The following is a 16,796-nucleotide window of genomic DNA, read 5'->3' as shown; positions in this document are numbered from 1 at the left end:
GGAAAGCGCACGCTGCCTGATTCGGCAGCGGTATGTCGTAAAGGTCACACGGCGCAGAGCTGTGGGAGCTTGGCTGTCTTTGAGAACGATGCCTAGGTTATGGCCATCAAGACAGTTGCTCCCACATTTGATCTCATTCCAACCAGAGAATCAGGCTAATTCAGGGGCGCTAGCGTACGCCTGTTCCAGCAACACGGTGAAGCGCACGAACGCATCAACCGCGCCTTTTTCCACTTCGGCTTCTTCTTCGGCAGTGAAGTCCAGCGCGTCGAGGGTGCGGGTGAAACTCTTCCAGCCTTCAGCGCGACCACCAGCCGGCTCGCCCAGGTGACGGGCACCGAAGGTTTCGCTCAAGCCCAGGCCCACGGCACGCTTGATCAGGAATGCAGCGCCGAGCTTGGAGCCTTCGGACACGAACAACCAGCCCAGCGCTTGGGCCTTGCTCGGGTTTTTCACCGCGCCGGCGACCGGGGCCGGTACTTCGGTGTCCAGGTCGCCCAGGTCCAGCTTGGCCGCTTCGGCACGGCAGCGTTCGGCCAGGTCGGGGATGACCTTGATCAGCTCGGCATCGTTGTACAACGCCACCAGTTCCGACTGGAACAGGTACTGCGCGACCACGAAGCGGGCAAAATTGGCTTGGGTTTCAAACGGAGCATGGGCCTTCACTAACGCGTCGAGCTTGGTATGCGGCTCGTTGGTGATCTGGTTCAGGCGTTGGGAGCGCAGGCTTGGGCGTTCAGCGGTAGGAGATGCGGTCATGAAGATGTCCTTGAGAAGAGAAAGCGTCTGGTTGCCAGGCTGTTATGAACTAGACGAACCAGAAGACGCGTCACAGTAAAAAATCCTCACCCCGGCGAAGATTAATTCCGGCGGGGCGAGGCTTCATTGATTAGATGTCCCAGATCAGGTTGATCGCAAAGTTGCGGCCCGGCTGGGTCAGGCGGTCGAGGTTGGCCGGGCCGGTTACGCCGGCTTCGCCAACACTGTCGTAGCTGCGCACGTCATCCCAGTTCCAGTACTTCTTGTCGGTGAGGTTGTACAGGCCGCCGTTGATGGTCACGTCGTTGGTGACCTTGTAGAAACCGGTCAGGTCCACGATGCCGAAGCCTGGGGTCTTGAACGGGCCGCTGGCGGAGTCGCCGTCGGGGGCGAAGAAGGTGCTGCTGTCTACGCGGTCCTGTTTCTTGACCAGGGTCCAACTGACCAGGGCACCGTAGTTTTGCCGGTCGTAACCCAGGCCAAACACGCCTTTGAGCGGGTTGACGCTGTTCAGCGGTTCGCCGCTGTCATCATTGCGCCCGTAGGTGTAGGCAACCGAGCCTTGGATGTACAGGCCCTGCGGTGCGCCAAACGCGTCGAGGTTCAAGCAGCCCTTGGCTTCCACGCCCTTGATGGTGGCGTGCTTGATGTTGTTGGCTTCGAACTGCTGGACGGTGCCACCGGCAACCGAAGCATCTTCGTCAATGAAATCACGGTACTTGTTGTAGTACACCGCCACGTCAAAGGAGCCCGAGTCGAACTTGCCGCGAATCCCGGTTTCGACACCGCGGCTGCTTTCTGGCTTGAGGTCCGGGTTGGGTTCGACGGTGTAGCCCTGCTGCAGGTTTTCAAAGCGGCCATACAAGGCCTTGGCTGAAGGTGTGCGGTAGCCTTCGGCGTATTGGCCGAACCAGGTGTATTGCTCGGTCAGGGCGTAAGTCACGCCGAACTTGGGCGTTACACGGTGCCAGTTCTTTTCCGAGTCGCTGTGATCGTAGATGCGTGTCGGGTCAACGGTATTGAGGAACTCCTCAGTCAGCTTGGGTTTGAGCTGGATGTAGTCATAACGCACGCTGGGCAGGAAGGTCCACTTGTCCCAGGCAATCTGGTCCTGGGCAAACAGCGCGTAGGAGTTGATGGTCGGGTCCGGGAAGTCGCTGGCCTTTTTTACGCTGTCGGAAGCCATCGGGCTGGGTGCGCCAATGGCCGTGCAACCGCCGCCGACGGCCAGGCAGGTGGCGGCGCCTTCACGGGAACCGGTGACTTTCTGCTGTTTGAGGGTGGTGCCGTAGGTCACTACGTGGTCGGTTTCGCCGATGCTGAAAGCCTTGTCCAACTGCGCGTCGAATACCCACTGTTTCTCTTCGTACAGGGTTTCGCGAGTGCGCAATACCTTGCGCGACGGCTGGTAGATTTCTGCGGTGGTCTGGTCGGTCTTGGCGATCTGGTAGTTGAGGCTGGTCTTGATGTGATCGGCAATCGGCGAGTCGAGAGAGAACGTGTTCTCTATGCCGAAACGCTCGCGGGTGATGGTGTCGTTGCCCGTACGGTCGCGGTAGTAGTTAAAGCCCCTGCCTCCAACGAACGGGCCGCCCACCGCGTTTTTCAGGTTGGTATCGCGGTCATCCTTGAACTTCTCGTAGGTCAGGCCCAGGCGGTTGTCTTCGCCGTAGTTCCAGCCCAATTTGGCCAGTACGTTGGTGGTACGCGCATCTTCCGGGTTAGCCCCGGTACGGGCCAGGCCGGTGGCGTTATTGCCGTCGTAGGACTCCATTTCATGGCCGTTGCGCTGGCTCAGGTGCAGCAAACCATCGAAGTCCTGCACGCGACCTGCAACGGTGCCGGAGGTCAGCCAGCTCTCGTCGGCGGAGCTGTAGCCGGTCTTCAGGCGGGCGCCGAAATCCTGGCCGGGCTTGATGATGTCGTTCGGGTCGAGGGTGAAATAGCTCACCGCGCCACCGATGGCGCTGCTGCCGTACAAGGCCGAGGCCGGGCCGCGCAGGATCTCCACGCGCTTGACGATTTCCGGGTCGACGTAGTTGCGGCGGGTCTTGGCGTAGGGGCCGTTGAAGAAGTTGTCCGGGACTTCGACGCCGTCCACCTGGGTGAGGATGCGGTCGCCGTCGATCCCGCGAATGTTGTAGCCGGCATTGCCTGCGCGGGTACCGGCACCACCCACCGAAACACCCGGTTCGTAACGCACCAATTCGCGGATGGTGTTGACGTTCTGGCGGTCCAGTTCCTCGCGCTCATGCACCGTCACGGTACTGGGTACGCTGTCCACGGCCTGTTCCTGGCGGGTGGCGCTGATAGTCATTTGTTGCAGGGTGATGGCGCCGGCGGCGGCGCGCTTTTCCAGCACGATGTTGTTGTTGCTCAGTTTGCGATAGCCCAGGTTGGTCCCCACCAACAGCCGGTCCAGGGCTTTATCCGCCGGCAACGAGCCACGCACGCCAGGGGACGACACGCCTTGGCCCAGCTCGGCGGGCAGGCCGATTTGCCAGCCGGTCACGGCGGTGAAAGCGTTCAGGGCCGAGACCAGCGATTGCTGTTCGATGCTGAAGCTGTAATTGCCTTGGCTGCGGGTGGCAGGCTCTGCGGCGGTGGCGACCATGACGGGCGCACCGGCCATCAGCAGGGCGGCCGTCAGCAGGGACAAGCCGTGGCGGCGAGCGGGCGAAGAGGACCGGCGGTTGAAACGAGAGGACATCGAGAGCGCTCCGGAAGGTACGAATCTTATAGTTGCGACACTGAATCAAATAGGAATCAGTTGCATTGGCTATAACGAGACGTACCGTCGTTGGCTATCGAGTAAAAATAATTCTCATTTAGTTCAGGATCACCAGCGCCGGGTATTCCGAGAGCTTGGCCGAGGTGATGTGGGCCAGCGAGCGCACTACGTCCAGCGGCTGGTCGAGGCGGTAGTTGCCGGTGACTGCAACGCTGGCCAGCTTGTCGTTGTTGTTGACGATCCAGCCGGGGTAGTAGCGGCGCAGCTCGGCCAGCACTTCGCTCATCGGGCAGTTTTCGAAGATCAGCCGGCCATCGACCCAGGCCAGGTCCTTGGTGGTGTCAAGCTTGGCCGGTTGGCCGAAGCCCTTGGGCCCGATGCGGATACTTTGACCGGCGCTCAGGCGTACCCGCGCGTCGTCGAAGGTGTTGCTCAGGTCGACATCGCCGCGTTGCACCTGAACCTGGGCTTCACCGTTCAAGTAGCGCACGGCAAACGCGGTGTCGCGCACGCTGGCGCGCACCGGGCCTGCGTCGATTTCGAGCGGCAGGCCACGGCTGGGCAGCACTTCAAAAAACGCCTCGCCCTGATACAGGCGGGCGATGCGCTGGTGGTCCTTGATGCTGCTGGAGAAGGCTGAATTGGTGTTAAGCAGCACTTTCGAGCCATCGTCCAGTTGCAGGCGCTGGCGTTCGCCCACTACGGTCAGGTGGTCGGCCTGCAGGCGCATCGGCAGGTTGCTGAAGCTGAACAGGCCCAGCAGCAGCACGGCGGCGGTGGCCAGGGGTTTCCAGTGAGGTTTGATACGGCGCCAGGCGCTGGGTTTGCGCGGCGCATTCAAGGCGACGGCAGCGCTGTGCACTGGCGCGCCGCCCCAGGCGTTCTGGGCTTTGATGAAGGCTTCGGCGTTTAACGGGTCGTTGGCGAGCCAGGCTTCAAACTCGGCCTGCTGCCCGGGTTGCGGGCACTGCAAGGCGATCAGCCAGTCGAGGGCTTGGTCCATAGCCGTGTCTTGCAACACCTCATGAGCCAGCTCATGGGGGTGCAGTTTATTCGGATCCGTCACGGTGTTCCTCGGGTCTTCGCCACGTTTTAATCAATAGTCCTACAGACTGTGCCGACAAAGCTTAAGGGCGATCCAGTCTTTCGGCCACACCTATGCAGATGGCCATGATCAATTTCAGTTCCTTTTGCACGGTGCTCAGGGACACGTCGAGCTTGTCGGCGATCTCTTGATAGCTGCAACCGTGCAGGCGGCTGAGGATAAAGATCTGCTGCTGGCGGGCGCTCAACTGGCCGAGGCTGACACTCAGGTGTTCAAGCAATTGCTCGGCCTGTGTCGCGTCTTCCGGGGTGCTGACGGGGGAGGCGACGCTTTGCAGGACGTCCAGCGGGACATCTTCCTGCAGGGTGCGGGCCTGAATCCTGCGGGCGCGCAGGTGATCCAGCGCCAGGTTGCGCGCCGTCTGGTACACGAAGGGTTCGAGGTGGTCGATCGGCCGCTCGCTCAAGGCCCGGGTAACGCGCAGGTAGGTTTCCTGCAGCAGGTCCTCGGCGGTGCTGTGGTTATTCACCATACGCTGCAAGGTGCGCAGCAGAATCACCCGCTGGGTGAGGAAGACTTGGTTGAAGCGAGATTGGCTCACAGTGATACCAGACCGATTTGCAGCAAATGATAATGCTTATCATCAACACAAATGGCAAGTGGCATTACTGTGGGAGCGGGCTTGCTCGCGAAAAACGCAGAGACACCGCGTTGATTCAGGACGCCCGCGTTATCGTTGACGACCTTCGCGAGCAAGCTCACTCCTACGGGCGGAGCATTACTCCGCGTTGCAGAGCGCCAGGCAGTTATCCAGCATACGGTTCGAGAAGCCCCACTCGTTGTCGTACCAGGCCAGCACTTTCAGCAGTTTGCCGCTGACCTTGGTGTGATTGGCGTCGAAGATCGACGAAAGCGGGTTATGGTTGAAGTCACTGGAAACCAGCGGCAGGGTGTTGTAGCCGAGGATTTTCGAGTGTTGGCTGGCTTCTTTCAGTAGCGCGTTGACTTGTTCGGCGCTGGCTTCTTTCTTCAGCTGCACGGTGAGGTCTACCAGCGACACGTTGATCACCGGTACACGTACGGCCATGCCGGTCAGCTTGCCTGCCAGTTCCGGCAGTACCAGGCCCACGGCTTCGGCGGCGCCGGTCTTGCTCGGGATCATGTTCTGGGTGGCCGAACGCGCGCGGTACGGGTCGGTGTGGTAGACGTCGGTCAGGTTCTGGTCGTTGGTGTAGGCGTGGATGGTGGTCATCAAGCCGCTTTCGATGCCCAGCTCGCGGTGCAGCACCTGGGCCACCGGCGCCAGGCAGTTGGTGGTGCAGGAAGCGTTGGAGATGATCTGGTGGGATTGACGCAAAATGTCATGGTTCACGCCATATACCACGGTGGCATCGGCGCCTTTGGCCGGGGCCGAGATGATCACCTTGCGTGCGCCAGCGGTAATATGAGCGGCGGCCTTGTCACGGTCGGTGAACAAACCGGTGCATTCGAACACCACGTCGACCTTGTGTGCAGCCCACGGCAGGTCGGCCGGGTTGCGAATGGCACTGACGGCAATCCGGTCACCGTTGACGGTCAGGCTTTCCTGATCGTGAGCGACCTCTGCGTCGAAAGTACCGTGGACGGTGTCGTATTTAAGCAGGTGGGCATTGATCGAGCTGTCGCCGAGATCGTTGATGGCGACGATCTGCAAATCCTGACGGTAGCCTTGGGTATACAGTGCGCGCAGGACATTTCGGCCAATACGGCCAAAACCATTGATAGCGATACGTAGAGTCATTGGAAGGTGCCTGTCGTCGATTTGTTGTAAGAATTACAAGATTATTCGCATAAAAATAGAAAACAAGCCTTTTTAGTGGCAATATTTTGTTCAATCTACAACGAGTGACCTGAATCAACTGGTCCGATTGGTCAAGCAACACCCTGCCAACCTCTTCGCGGCGGGCTTTTGACCAGCATAGACTCTCAGGTCGCCACATCCGTTAGCCTGGAGTTCTATACATGCATCCCCGCGTACTTGAGGTCACCGAACGGCTTATCGCCCGCAGCCGTGCAACCCGTGAGGCATACCTTGCGCTTATTCGCGGCGCTGCCAGCGACGGCCCGATGCGCGGCAAGCTGCAATGCGCCAACTTTGCCCACGGCGTGGCCGGTTGCGGCACTGAAGACAAAAATAGCCTGCGTATGATGAACGCCGCCAACGTGGCAATTGTTTCGTCATATAACGACATGCTCTCGGCCCACCAGCCGTACGAGCATTTCCCCGAGCAAATCAAAAAAGCCCTGCGTGAAGTCGGCTCTGTTGGCCAGTTCGCTGGCGGCACCCCCGCCATGTGCGACGGCGTGACCCAGGGCGAGCCGGGCATGGAGCTCAGCCTGCTGAGCCGTGAAGTGATTGCGATGTCGACGGCGGTAGCGCTGTCCCACAACATGTTCGACGCCGCGCTGATGCTCGGTATCTGCGACAAGATCGTCCCCGGCCTGATGATGGGCGCCCTGCGCTACGGCCACCTGCCGATGATCTTCGTACCGGGCGGGCCAATGCCGTCGGGTATCTCCAACAAACAGAAAGCCGACGTGCGCCAGCGCTACGCCGAAGGCAAGGCCACCCGCGAAGAGCTGCTGGAATCGGAGATGAAGTCCTACCACAGCCCGGGCACCTGCACGTTCTACGGCACCGCCAACACCAACCAGTTGCTGATGGAAGTGATGGGCCTGCACTTGCCGGGCGCTTCGTTCGTCAACCCGTACACGCCGCTGCGTGACGCACTGACCCGCGAAGCCGCGCACCAGGTCACGCGCCTGACCAAGGCCAACGGTAACTTCACGCCGATCGGCGAGATCGTCGACGAGAAATCCATCGTCAACTCCATCATCGCCCTCAACGCCACCGGCGGGTCCACCAATCACACCCTGCACATGCCGGCCATCGCCATGTCGGCGGGCATCATCTTGACTTGGGATGACATGGCTGACCTCTCCGAGGTGGTGCCGACCCTGTCCCACGTTTATCCAAACGGCAAGGCCGACATCAACCACTTCCAGGCGGCGGGCGGTATGTCGTTCCTGATCCGCGAACTGCTGGAAGCCGGCCTGCTGCACAACGACGTCAACACCGTGGCCGGTCACGGCCTGAGCCGCTACACCCGGGAACCGTTCCTGGTGGACGGCGAACTGGTATGGCGTGAAGGCCCGATCGAAAGCCTCGACGAAACCATCCTGCGCCCCGTGGCCCGTGCGTTCTCGCCCGAGGGCGGCCTACGAGTGATGGAAGGCAACCTGGGCCGTGGTGTGATGAAGGTTTCCGCCGTGGCGCTCGAACATCAAATCGTCGAAGCGCCAGCCGTGGTGTTCCAGGACCAACAAGACCTGGCCGATGCGTTCAAGGCCGGCCAACTGGAAAAAGACTTTGTCGCCGTGATGCGCTTCCAGGGACCGCGCTCCAATGGCATGCCGGAATTGCACAAGATGACGCCGTTCCTCGGCGTGCTGCAGGATCGTGGCTTCAAGGTTGCCCTGGTAACAGACGGGCGTATGTCCGGCGCCTCGGGTAAGATTCCCGCCGCGATTCATGTCAACCCTGAAGCCCAGAGCGGCGGGCCACTGGCACGCGTGCGCGATGGCGATATCATTCGCGTGGATGGCGTCAAAGGCACCTTGGAGCTTAAGGTGGACGCCGAAGAATTTGCAGCGCGCGCGCCTGCCACGGGCCTTCTGGGCAATAACGTGGGGGCCGGTCGCGAGCTGTTTGCGTTTATGCGTTTGGCCGCAAGCTCCGCAGAGCAGGGCGCCAGCGCCTTTACCTCTGCCCTGGAGACACTTAAGTGAAGCTTGCGCTGGTCGGTGATATTGGGGGTACCAACGCCCGTTTTGCGTTGTGGCGGGATCAGGAGCTGCACTCGATACGCGTCCACGCGACGGCGGATCATGCCAGCCCCGAAGAGGCGATCCAGGTCTATCTGAAAGAAGAAGGCCTGGCCATCGGCTCGATTGGCGCGGTATGCCTGTCGGTCGCAGGCCCCGTGAGTGGCGATGAATTTAAATTCACCAACAATCACTGGCGCCTGAGCAAGACTGCTTTTTGCAAAACCTTGCAGGTGGACGAGCTGCTGCTGGTGAATGATTTCTCGGCCATGGCCCTGGGCATGACCCGCCTGAAGCCCGACGAATTCCGCGTGGTGTGCGAAGGCACGCCGGAACCGTTGCGGCCTGCGGTGGTGATCGGCCCGGGCACTGGCCTGGGTGTGGGCACTTTGCTCGACCTCGGTCATGGCCGTTGGGCGGCATTGCCGGGGGAGGGCGGCCATGTCGACCTGCCCGTGAGCAGCCCGCGCGAAGCCCAGCTGTGGCAGCACATCTACAATGAGATCGGCCATGTCAGCGCTGAAACGGCCTTGAGCGGTGGCGGTTTGCCGAGGTTGTACCGGGCGATCTGCGCGGTGGACGGTCACGAGGCTGTACTGGAAACCCCTGAGGCCATCACTGCCGCTGGCCTGGCGGGCGACCCGATTGCCCTGGAGGTATTGGACCAGTTCAGTATCTGGCTGGGCCGCGTAGCCGGTAACAACGTGCTGACCACTGGCGGTCGTGGAGGTGTGTACATCGTTGGCGGCGTGATCCCGCGTTTTGCGGATTTCTTTATCAAGAGTGGTTTTGCCAAGAGTTTTTGCGACAAAGGCTGCATGAGCGACTACTTCAAAGGCATTCCGGTGTGGCTGGTGACGGCACCGTATTCAGGGTTGACAGGTGCTGGTGTGGCGCTTGAGCAGGCATTTGCGTAGGCAGTGATGGCCTCTTCGCGAGCAAGCCCGCTCCCACATTCAATCCCATTCCAACTGGATGGATGAGGTCGAATGTGGGAGCGGGCTTGCTCGCGAAGGCGGCCTCAAGGGCAACAAATGACTTAAGCTTGGCCATAACAACAAGGAGGACCCCGTGAGCGTAATCAGTAAATCCATTCTCCTGGTCGACGACGACCAGGAAATCCGCGAGTTGCTGCAAACCTACCTCAGCCGCGCCGGTTTTCAGGTGCGTGGCGTGCCGGATGGCGCGGGGTTCCGCCAGGCGATGAACGAAGCGCCCTGCGACCTGGTGATCCTTGATGTGATGCTGCCCGACGAAGACGGCTTCAGCCTCTGCCGCTGGATCCGCCAGCACCCGCGCCAGGCGCAGGTGCCGATCATCATGCTCACCGCCAGTTCCGACGAAGCCGACCGTGTGATCGGCCTCGAATTGGGTGCCGACGATTACATCGGCAAACCCTTCAGCCCGCGTGAGTTGCAGGCGCGGGTCAAGGCCCTGCTGCGGCGCGCCCAGTTTGGTCAGGAGCGCAGCGGTGGCGAGGTGCTGGTGTTTGGCGAATGGCGCCTGGACATGGTCAGCCACCGGCTGTTCCACGTCGACGGCGAGGAAGTGATTCTCTCCGGCGCTGACTTTGCCCTGCTGAAACTGTTCCTTGACCATCCCCAACAAATCCTCGACCGCGACACCATCGGCAACGCCACCCGTGGCCGTGACCTGATGCCCCTGGACCGGATTGTCGACATGGCCGTCAGCCGCTTGCGCCAACGTCTGCGCGACACCGAAAAACCACCCCGGCTGATCCGCACCGTGCGCGGCAGTGGCTATCAATTGGCAGCCAGCGTGGTTGCCGGCAATGCCCACTGAGCGCCTGCGTGAATTGCGCCGGCGGATTCCCGTACCGCGTTCGCTGCTGGGGCGGATGTTACTGCTGACCCTGTTGGCGGTGCTGTTTGCCCAAGCGTTGTCCAGCGTGATCTGGGTGTCGCAACTGCGCGCGACCCAACTCGAGGGCCTGGTGACGGCTGCCCGCAGCCTGGCGCATTCGATGACGGCCAGCGTCAGTTATTTCCGTTCCTTGCCGGTGGCCTTTCGGCCGCTGGTGCTCGACCAATTGCGCAGCATGGGCGGTACGCGTTTTGTCGTGACCCTCAACGACAAGCCGCTGGACATGGCCGTGTTGCCGCAAACCCCGCGCAAACAGGCGGTGCTTGGCGCCGTCGAAGAAGTGCTGCGCCAGACCTTGGGCAGCGATGTGCATGTGTCGGTGGAATTCGTCAGTGCCGAAGACCTGCGCATCTTCAACGCCGGCTTGAAACTCGATGAATTGCCGCGTTCCTGGGCGCATTACGCGCTGACCCTGGAACCGGTGAACCCGCCGGTATTGGTGACCCAGATCCAACTGGCCCAGGGCGAATGGTTGTACATCGCCTCCTTGCTGCCGGAGCCCTACACCAGCCTTGAAGAACAAGGCCTGCCGTACCAGCAAGTGTGGTTTATCGTGCTCACCAGCGGCTTCCTGCTGCTGTTCATCGGCTTGCTGGTGCACTGGCAAAGCCGTCCGCTCAAGCGCCTGGCAAGGGCCGCTCGGGATATGTCCCTGGGCGCCGACGTGGAGCCGGTGGCCGAAGGCGGCGGCAGCGAAGTGGTGGAAGTGGGGCGAGCGTTTAATGCGATGCGCGAACGCATCAGCCGTTACCTGACCGAACGTAGCCAGCTGTTCAGCGCGATTTCCCACGACTTGCGCACACCCATCACACGCCTGCGGTTACGGGTGGAACTGCTGGAAGACGAGAACCTGCAAACCAAATTTGGCCGTGACCTGGATGAGCTGGAGTTGCTGGTCAAAGGTGCGCTGCAGTGTGTCAAAGACACCGATATCCACGAAAACATCGAGCCGGTCGACCTCAACCATGTGCTCGACTGCCTGGTGGAGCCGTACCTGGCGCCCAACGGCAATGGCCGCGTGACCCAGCATGGCCGGGCAATCACGACGTATCCGGGCAAGCCGCTGGCGCTCAAGCGCTGCATCGGCAACCTGATCGACAACGCCTTGAAGTACGGGCAGAACGCCCATTTGCATATCGAAGACGATGGTGCGGAGTTTATCCTCCACGTCGACGACGAAGGCCCGGGCGTGCCGGAACAGCGCCTGGAGCAAGTCTTCGAACCGCACTTCCGCCTGGCCGGGCAGCAGCAGGGTTATGGCCTGGGCCTGGGCATCGCCCGCAACATCGCCCACAGCCATGGCGGTGAAGTGAGTTTGCAGAATTTGCGTGAGGGTGGATTGCGGGTGACCTTGCAGCTGCCCCGCAGCCTGGATTGACGCCGATCCACAGGGAGAAATAGATCAAGTGTGGGAGCGGGCTTGCTCGCGAAAGCGGTGTATCAGTTAAGCATTCAGTGACTGACACTGCGCTTTCGAGAGCAAGCCCGCTCCCACATTTGATCGTCGTGGCTTTGAGCGACCGGTTAGACGCTCTGGCGCAACCTGGCCAAATCCCGCAATGGCGGCGCACCAAACAGCCGGCTGTATTCGCGGCTGAACTGCGAGGCGCTTTCATAGCCCACCCGGTAACCCGCCGCCGAGGCTTCCAGGCCCTCGGCGATCATGAGTCGCCGGGCCTCCTGCAAGCGCAATTGCTTCTGATACTGCAACGGGCTCATGGCGGTCATCGCCTTGAAGCGGTGGTGCAAGGTCGAGACGCTGAGGTTCACTTCCTTGGCCAAATCATCAATACGCAGGGGCTGTTCGTAGTTGCCGTTCAGCCAGGTGATCGCCTGGCTGACCCGATGGCTCTGACTGTTGGCGACGGCGATTTCATACAGCCGATAACCCTGGGGGCCACGCAACAGGCGATAGAGGATTTCGCGATTGATCAACGGCGCGAGCATGGCGATGTCTTTCGGCGTGTCCAGCAGGCGCGTCAGACGCAGCACGGCGTCGAGCAACTGGTTGTCCAGGCGGTCGACATACATCCCGCGGGACGTCGGGCGCGTGGGCACGCCCATGGGCCCGGCTTCGGCAATCAGTGCGGTGATTTGTGCCGGGTCTATGTTGACCCGAATCGACAGGTTGGGGTCTTGCGGCGTGGCGTCGATGATGCGCCCGGCCACCGGCATCGCTACCGAAAACACCAGGTAATTGAGCGGGTCGTAGGCGAATACTTCATCCGCCAGGCGCACTTCCTTGCGGCCCTGGGCGAGGATGCACAGGGCAGGTTCCACCAGGACCGGCATGAAATCGCGCGGGGTGTTATGACGGTTGAGGTACAGCGACGTGATCGCCGTGCCGTAGGAACCATCTTCCCAGGTGTGGCGACGCACGATACCGGCAAGTTCTGCGCGCTGCTTTTCCATATCGGCGTCGAGGGGCGTGGAGCGAAGTTCGGGCGACGACATGGGGCTTCCTCTGGTGCTTTAACGATGGGCACAGCTTAAAGGCGGCTTTGCAAAGAGTGGTACTTCGATTCTGCACAATCCTTGCCTGATCCTGCGATAAATCGTGAATCAGGCAAGCCTGGGGCTGTCATCCGCCTGAAATACGGCAGTCATGCCGAGAATAAAACCCGCAGGCTGATTGTTATGTCTACGCATCTCGCAGGATTGTGCAATAAGCCGGCAGGAATCGACTAACTGCATCCACACCTGCGCCAGTATCTTTGATCCTGTGGCAACACGCCCTCACAGTGCTTGCCGAGCATCACTTCTCAACGGGAGAGTCGAACATGTCCACCCCCATTCCCGCGAGCCATATGGCCTTTATCCGCGCCCGTACCGGGTGCAGCACCGAACTCGGTGCACGCTTGAGCAGTTTGATCGAACCGGGCCGTCAGGCTCAGGGTTGCCTGCAATTCTCGTTGCAGCATTCCCTGGCCGACCCGGATGTGTGGTTGGTGTCGGGCTTCTGGAGCAGCGAGCAGGCGATGAGTGCCTACTTCAACTCGCCAGCGCTGATGGTCTTCACCGAGTTGTTGAACGACAGGGTGGTTCGCAGCATGGACTTCCAGACCTTTACCGACGCCTCGGCGGCCAACGCCTACGGCGAGTACCTGCAACTGGCGGGTTAGTGCTTTAGAATGGCCGCCTTTCCCATTGGCCAGGACCTGCAACATGGCACGTAAAGAGTTTGCCCACCACGAAGCCGTTTCCGCCTTGGTGCGTGAAGATGAGGGTGGCTATAGCGCCGCCATCGCCGTCAAGGCGCTGGATGGCATGGGCGCACCGCGCTTTCACAAGATCCTCGATGGACAGAAGTTCAAGACCGCCTCCGACGCCGACGATGCCGCAGCTCTGCAACTGGAGCGCTTGGTCAATGTAGATGAAGACGGTCAGCTCTCTTGGGCAACTTCCGCCAACTAAAAACACCGCTGATCCAAATGTGGGAGCGGGCTTGTGTGGGAGCGGGCTTGTCAGTCAATGCATATGCCGACTGATCCACCGCATTCGCGAGCAAGCCCGCTCCCACATTTTTATCGCATTCCAATCAGCGTTGCGCGGCGCCCGGTCGGTACATCTTGAACAAGGCCTCTGGCCCCAACTGAAAATAATCCGCCGGGCCGCCTCCACGCAGGATCGGCTCGGCGGCAGCGGTGTCGTACACGCCGTCTTTCAGTAGCCACTTGGCGATATGCACCGCGACAACTTCGCCAAGCACCAGCCAGCTTGGCACCAGTTCCTTGTCGGCTCGCTGCAGCTGAATGATCTGCGTCACCTTGCATTCGAACGAGACCGGGCTCTCACCCACACGCGGCACGGCGATCACCTTTGAGGCCACCGGGGTCAAACCGGCCAATTCAAACTCGTTAACCTCGGGCGATACTGGCGCGCAACTCTGGTTCATCTGCTCGGCCAGCGGGCGCGTGGCCAGGTTCCACACGAACTCGCCGGTCTGTTCGATGTTGTTCAGGCTGTCTTTGCGCCCGATGCTGGAAAACCCAATGATCGGCGGAATGTAGTTAAACGCATTGAAGAAACTGTAGGGCGCGAGGTTCAGGCGGCCCTGGCTGTCGTGGGACGAAATCCAGCCAATCGGGCGCGGGCCGACAATCGCATTGAACGGGTCGTGGGGCAGGCCGTGGCCGTTGGCGGGTTCGTAGAAATGGATATCGTCGGACATGGCCGGGGTTCCTGCTGCGCGGTTCTGGGGAGGGCATCATAGTGCAATCCAGCGCGGCGTATTTCTATCACCTGGATGGAATTTTCATACAGCCCCCACCTATTTTTCACAGCTCCCGGTTCAGTCTGCGTGCCAGGTCGACACCCCCTTATAAGTCGACCGATTGAAAGACTGAGCCTTTGGAGCCTTCTGCACAATGAACAAACTTCCTCAGATCACCCTGGCGTTCTGGGTCATGAAAATCTGCGCGACGACCCTGGGCGAAACCGCCGGGGACTTGCTGTCGATGACCTTGAATGTCGGTTATGCCATCAGCTCGATGATCCTGATCAGCGTGTTCCTGATCACCCTGGTGACGCAACTCTGGTCGAAAACCTACAACCCGGTGCTGTACTGGATCGTGATCCTGTCCACCAGCACCGCCGGCACCACCATGTCTGACTTTATGGACCGCACGCTGGGGCTGGGCTATGCCACGGGCTCGATGATTCTGGTGTCGATCCTGGTGGCGATCTTTGCCCTGTGGCGCATCAGCGGCGATTCGCTGAACGTGAACAAGGTCCAGACCTTTCGCGGTGAGCTGTTCTACTGGATGGCAATTCTGTTTTCCAACACCTTGGGCACCGCGCTGGGGGATTTCCTGGCAGACGATTCCGGGCTGGGGTTTGCCGGTGGCGCCTTGCTGATCGGCGCGAGTATCGCGGTGGTGGTGTTGCTTAAATACTTCACGCGGATTTCGTCGGTGCTGTTGTTCTGGGTCGCGTTTGTTTTGACCCGGCCGTTCGGCGCAACGCTGGGTGACTTCCTGACCAAACCCCATGAAAAGGGCGGGCTGGACTTTGGCACCATCGGCTCGTCGGCGGTGTTGGCGGCGGTGCTGGTGGTGATGATTGCCGGGGCGGCGTATGCCCAGCGCCGGTACGGGCGCCAGGCGGTTGCCGAGTTGTCTTGAGGCAAATGCAAAGGGGCCATGTCAGTCAATGACATGGCCCCTTTTTCACACCTGCCGAACCGTTAGTCGGTAGTAATCCGCGAATGCTTGCGGGTGTCCTTCATGGTCACATAGACCGCCAGCGACACCGCAATACAGGCAGTTACGTACCAGTAGTAGCCGGTTTCCATCCCGATGCTCTTGAACCACAGCGCGATGTATTCAGCGGTACCGCCGAAGATCGACACCGTCAGTGCGTACGGCAAGCCAACGCCCAGCGCGCGGATTTCGGTAGGGAACAGTTCGGCCTTCACCACCGCGTTGATCGAGGTGTAGCCGCTGACGATGATCAGCGCCGCCATGATCAGGAAGAACGCGCCCCACCAGCTTTGGATGGTGTGCAGGGTGGTGAGGATCGGCACGGTGAACAGCGTACCGAGGATGCCGAAGGCAATCAGGATCGGCCGGCGGCCAACCTTGTCCGACAGCCCACCGACGAGCGGTTGCAGGCACATGAACAGAAACAGCGTCGCCGCCGAAATGGTGGTGGAGTCGGAGATGCTCATGCCGACGGTGTTCACCAGGTATTTCTGCATGTAGGTGGTGTAGGTGTAGAACGCCAGGGTGCCGCCCATGGTCAGGCCGACCACGGTCATCAGTTCCTTGGGGTGGCGCATCAAGGTGCGCATTGCGCTTTCCTTGGCTTTTTCTTTCTTGGTGAACGACTCGGTTTCTTCCATGCCGCGACGCAGGTAAAGCGCCACGACGGCACAGAGTGCGCCGATGACAAACGGGATACGCCAGCCCCAATCGTACAGTTGCTCGGTGGTCAGGGTCTGTTGCAGCACGATCAACACGCCCAGGGCGATGAGCTGGCCGGAGATCAGGGTCACGTACTGGAAGCTGGAGAAGAACCCGCGACGTTCCTTGGTCGCCATTTCACTCAGGTAAGTGGCCGAGGTGCCGTATTCGCCACCCACCGACAAGCCTTGCAGCAGACGGGCGAACACCAGCAGGATCGGCGCGCCGACACCGATGGTTTCATAACCTGGGGTCAGGGCGATGATCAGCGAGCCGAAGCACATCAGCAGTACCGAGGCCATCAGCGCCGCCTTGCGGCCTTTACGGTCGGCGTACAGGCCCATCAGCCAGCCGCCGATCGGGCGCATCAGGAAGCCCACGGCGAAGATCGCGGCGGTGTTGAGCAGTTGGGCGGTGGTGTCGCCTTTCGGGAAAAAGGCCTTGGCGAAGTACAGCGAGAAAGCAGCGTAGACGTACCAGTCGTACCACTCGACCATGTTGCCGACCGATCCGCTGAAGATCGACTTGATACGGCTGGAAGTGGTGCGTTCTTTTGCCGGCGCAGCCGCCGACCCCAGAGGCAGGGAGTTGGAGTTATCCATTTAAGGAT

Annotated in this window: 15 protein-coding genes; 7 read left to right on the top strand and 8 right to left on the bottom strand. The window is 60.6% G+C overall.

Features of this window, described 5'->3' with window-relative positions:
• Positions 1–150: 150 nt before the first annotated feature.
• The 5 genes from CEC48_RS17535 to gap all read right to left on the bottom strand — a co-directional run bounded on the left by CEC48_RS17535 (position 151) and on the right by gap (position 6,315).
• Complete coding sequence (locus tag CEC48_RS17535; protein ID WP_088424879.1) at positions 151–759, bottom strand: biliverdin-producing heme oxygenase; 609 nt, start codon at positions 757–759, stop codon at positions 151–153.
• Positions 760–889: 130 nt separating this feature from the next.
• A complete protein-coding gene (locus tag CEC48_RS17530; protein WP_088424878.1) occupies positions 890–3,469 on the bottom strand; it encodes a TonB-dependent receptor in 2,580 nt (859 codons plus the stop codon).
• Between the two features lie 118 nt (positions 3,470–3,587).
• The gene (locus CEC48_RS17525; protein WP_088424877.1) at positions 3,588–4,556 is read right to left on the bottom strand and encodes a FecR domain-containing protein; all 969 of its coding nucleotides are present in this window, start codon (positions 4,554–4,556) and stop codon (positions 3,588–3,590) included.
• Positions 4,557–4,617: 61 nt separating this feature from the next.
• Entirely contained in the window at positions 4,618–5,136 is a 519-nt protein-coding gene (locus CEC48_RS17520) for an RNA polymerase sigma factor (protein ID WP_003214115.1), read from the bottom strand.
• 177 nt (positions 5,137–5,313) lie between these two features.
• Positions 5,314–6,315 (bottom strand): type I glyceraldehyde-3-phosphate dehydrogenase, encoded by a 1,002-nt coding sequence (gene gap / locus CEC48_RS17515; RefSeq protein WP_003214117.1) that lies wholly within the window; start codon positions 6,313–6,315, stop codon positions 5,314–5,316.
• Between the two features lie 221 nt (positions 6,316–6,536).
• Here gap and edd point away from each other — a divergent pair, with 221 nt between their 5' ends.
• From edd to CEC48_RS17495, 4 genes are all read left to right on the top strand, one after another.
• A complete protein-coding gene (edd, locus tag CEC48_RS17510; RefSeq protein WP_088424876.1) occupies positions 6,537–8,363 on the top strand; it encodes a phosphogluconate dehydratase in 1,827 nt (608 codons plus the stop codon).
• Entirely contained in the window at positions 8,360–9,316 is a 957-nt protein-coding gene (locus CEC48_RS17505) for a glucokinase (protein ID WP_088424875.1), read from the top strand. The genes edd and CEC48_RS17505 overlap by 4 nt, the downstream gene beginning before the upstream one ends.
• Positions 9,317–9,470: 154 nt before the next feature.
• Positions 9,471–10,202 (top strand): response regulator, encoded by a 732-nt coding sequence (locus CEC48_RS17500; protein ID WP_010169994.1) that lies wholly within the window; start codon positions 9,471–9,473, stop codon positions 10,200–10,202.
• The gene (locus CEC48_RS17495; protein WP_088424874.1) at positions 10,192–11,661 is read left to right on the top strand and encodes an ATP-binding protein; all 1,470 of its coding nucleotides are present in this window, start codon (positions 10,192–10,194) and stop codon (positions 11,659–11,661) included. The genes CEC48_RS17500 and CEC48_RS17495 overlap by 11 nt, the downstream gene beginning before the upstream one ends.
• Positions 11,662–11,807: 146 nt before the next feature.
• Here CEC48_RS17495 and CEC48_RS17490 read toward each other — a convergent pair whose 3' ends face one another.
• Positions 11,808–12,737: an AraC family transcriptional regulator gene (locus CEC48_RS17490; RefSeq protein ID WP_088424873.1), complete on the bottom strand. Its 930-nt coding sequence runs from the start codon at positions 12,735–12,737 to the stop codon at positions 11,808–11,810.
• 326 nt (positions 12,738–13,063) lie between these two features.
• Between CEC48_RS17490 and CEC48_RS17485 the strand changes: the two genes are divergently transcribed.
• A complete protein-coding gene (locus CEC48_RS17485) occupies positions 13,064–13,405 on the top strand; it encodes an antibiotic biosynthesis monooxygenase family protein (protein WP_088424872.1) in 342 nt (113 codons plus the stop codon).
• A 43-nt stretch (positions 13,406–13,448) separates the two neighbouring features.
• Positions 13,449–13,697 (top strand): hypothetical protein, encoded by a 249-nt coding sequence (locus tag CEC48_RS17480; RefSeq protein ID WP_088424871.1) that lies wholly within the window; start codon positions 13,449–13,451, stop codon positions 13,695–13,697.
• 124 nt (positions 13,698–13,821) lie between these two features.
• Here the strand turns inward: CEC48_RS17480 and CEC48_RS17475 are convergent, their stop codons facing one another.
• Complete coding sequence (locus CEC48_RS17475; RefSeq protein ID WP_088424870.1) at positions 13,822–14,454, bottom strand: flavin reductase family protein; 633 nt, start codon at positions 14,452–14,454, stop codon at positions 13,822–13,824.
• Between the two features lie 196 nt (positions 14,455–14,650).
• Between CEC48_RS17475 and CEC48_RS17470 the strand changes: the two genes are divergently transcribed.
• Positions 14,651–15,406, top strand: a complete 756-nt coding sequence (locus tag CEC48_RS17470) for a hypothetical protein (RefSeq protein WP_088424869.1) — start codon at positions 14,651–14,653, stop codon at positions 15,404–15,406.
• A 62-nt stretch (positions 15,407–15,468) separates the two neighbouring features.
• Here the strand turns inward: CEC48_RS17470 and CEC48_RS17465 are convergent, their stop codons facing one another.
• A complete protein-coding gene (locus CEC48_RS17465) occupies positions 15,469–16,788 on the bottom strand; it encodes an MFS transporter (RefSeq protein ID WP_088424868.1) in 1,320 nt (439 codons plus the stop codon).
• Between the last annotated feature and the right edge of the window lie 8 nt (positions 16,789–16,796).

Source organism: Pseudomonas sp. K2I15, assembly GCF_002204795.1.
Lineage (GTDB): Bacteria > Pseudomonadota > Gammaproteobacteria > Pseudomonadales > Pseudomonadaceae > Aquipseudomonas.
Note: the sequence above shows the minus strand (reverse complement) of the source record. Positions and strands in the feature narration are given on the sequence as shown.

Bases quoted from the DNA above. Each gene is read 5' to 3' on its own strand.
- CEC48_RS17535 (WP_088424879.1), bottom strand. From the start codon at position 759: ATGACCGCATCTCCTACCGCTGAACGCCCAAGCCTGCGCTCCCAACGC.
- CEC48_RS17530 (WP_088424878.1), bottom strand. From the start codon at position 3,469: ATGTCCTCTCGTTTCAACCGCCGGTCCTCTTCGCCCGCTCGCCGCCAC.
- gap (WP_003214117.1), bottom strand. From the start codon at position 6,315: ATGACTCTACGTATCGCTATCAATGGTTTTGGCCGTATTGGCCGAAAT.
- edd (WP_088424876.1), top strand. From the start codon at position 6,537: ATGCATCCCCGCGTACTTGAGGTCACCGAACGGCTTATCGCCCGCAGC.
- CEC48_RS17495 (WP_088424874.1), top strand. From the start codon at position 10,192: ATGCCCACTGAGCGCCTGCGTGAATTGCGCCGGCGGATTCCCGTACCG.
- CEC48_RS17490 (WP_088424873.1), bottom strand. From the start codon at position 12,737: ATGTCGTCGCCCGAACTTCGCTCCACGCCCCTCGACGCCGATATGGAA.
- CEC48_RS17485 (WP_088424872.1), top strand. From the start codon at position 13,064: ATGTCCACCCCCATTCCCGCGAGCCATATGGCCTTTATCCGCGCCCGT.
- CEC48_RS17480 (WP_088424871.1), top strand. From the start codon at position 13,449: ATGGCACGTAAAGAGTTTGCCCACCACGAAGCCGTTTCCGCCTTGGTG.
- CEC48_RS17475 (WP_088424870.1), bottom strand. From the start codon at position 14,454: ATGTCCGACGATATCCATTTCTACGAACCCGCCAACGGCCACGGCCTG.
- CEC48_RS17470 (WP_088424869.1), top strand. From the start codon at position 14,651: ATGAACAAACTTCCTCAGATCACCCTGGCGTTCTGGGTCATGAAAATC.
- CEC48_RS17465 (WP_088424868.1), bottom strand. From the start codon at position 16,788: ATGGATAACTCCAACTCCCTGCCTCTGGGGTCGGCGGCTGCGCCGGCA.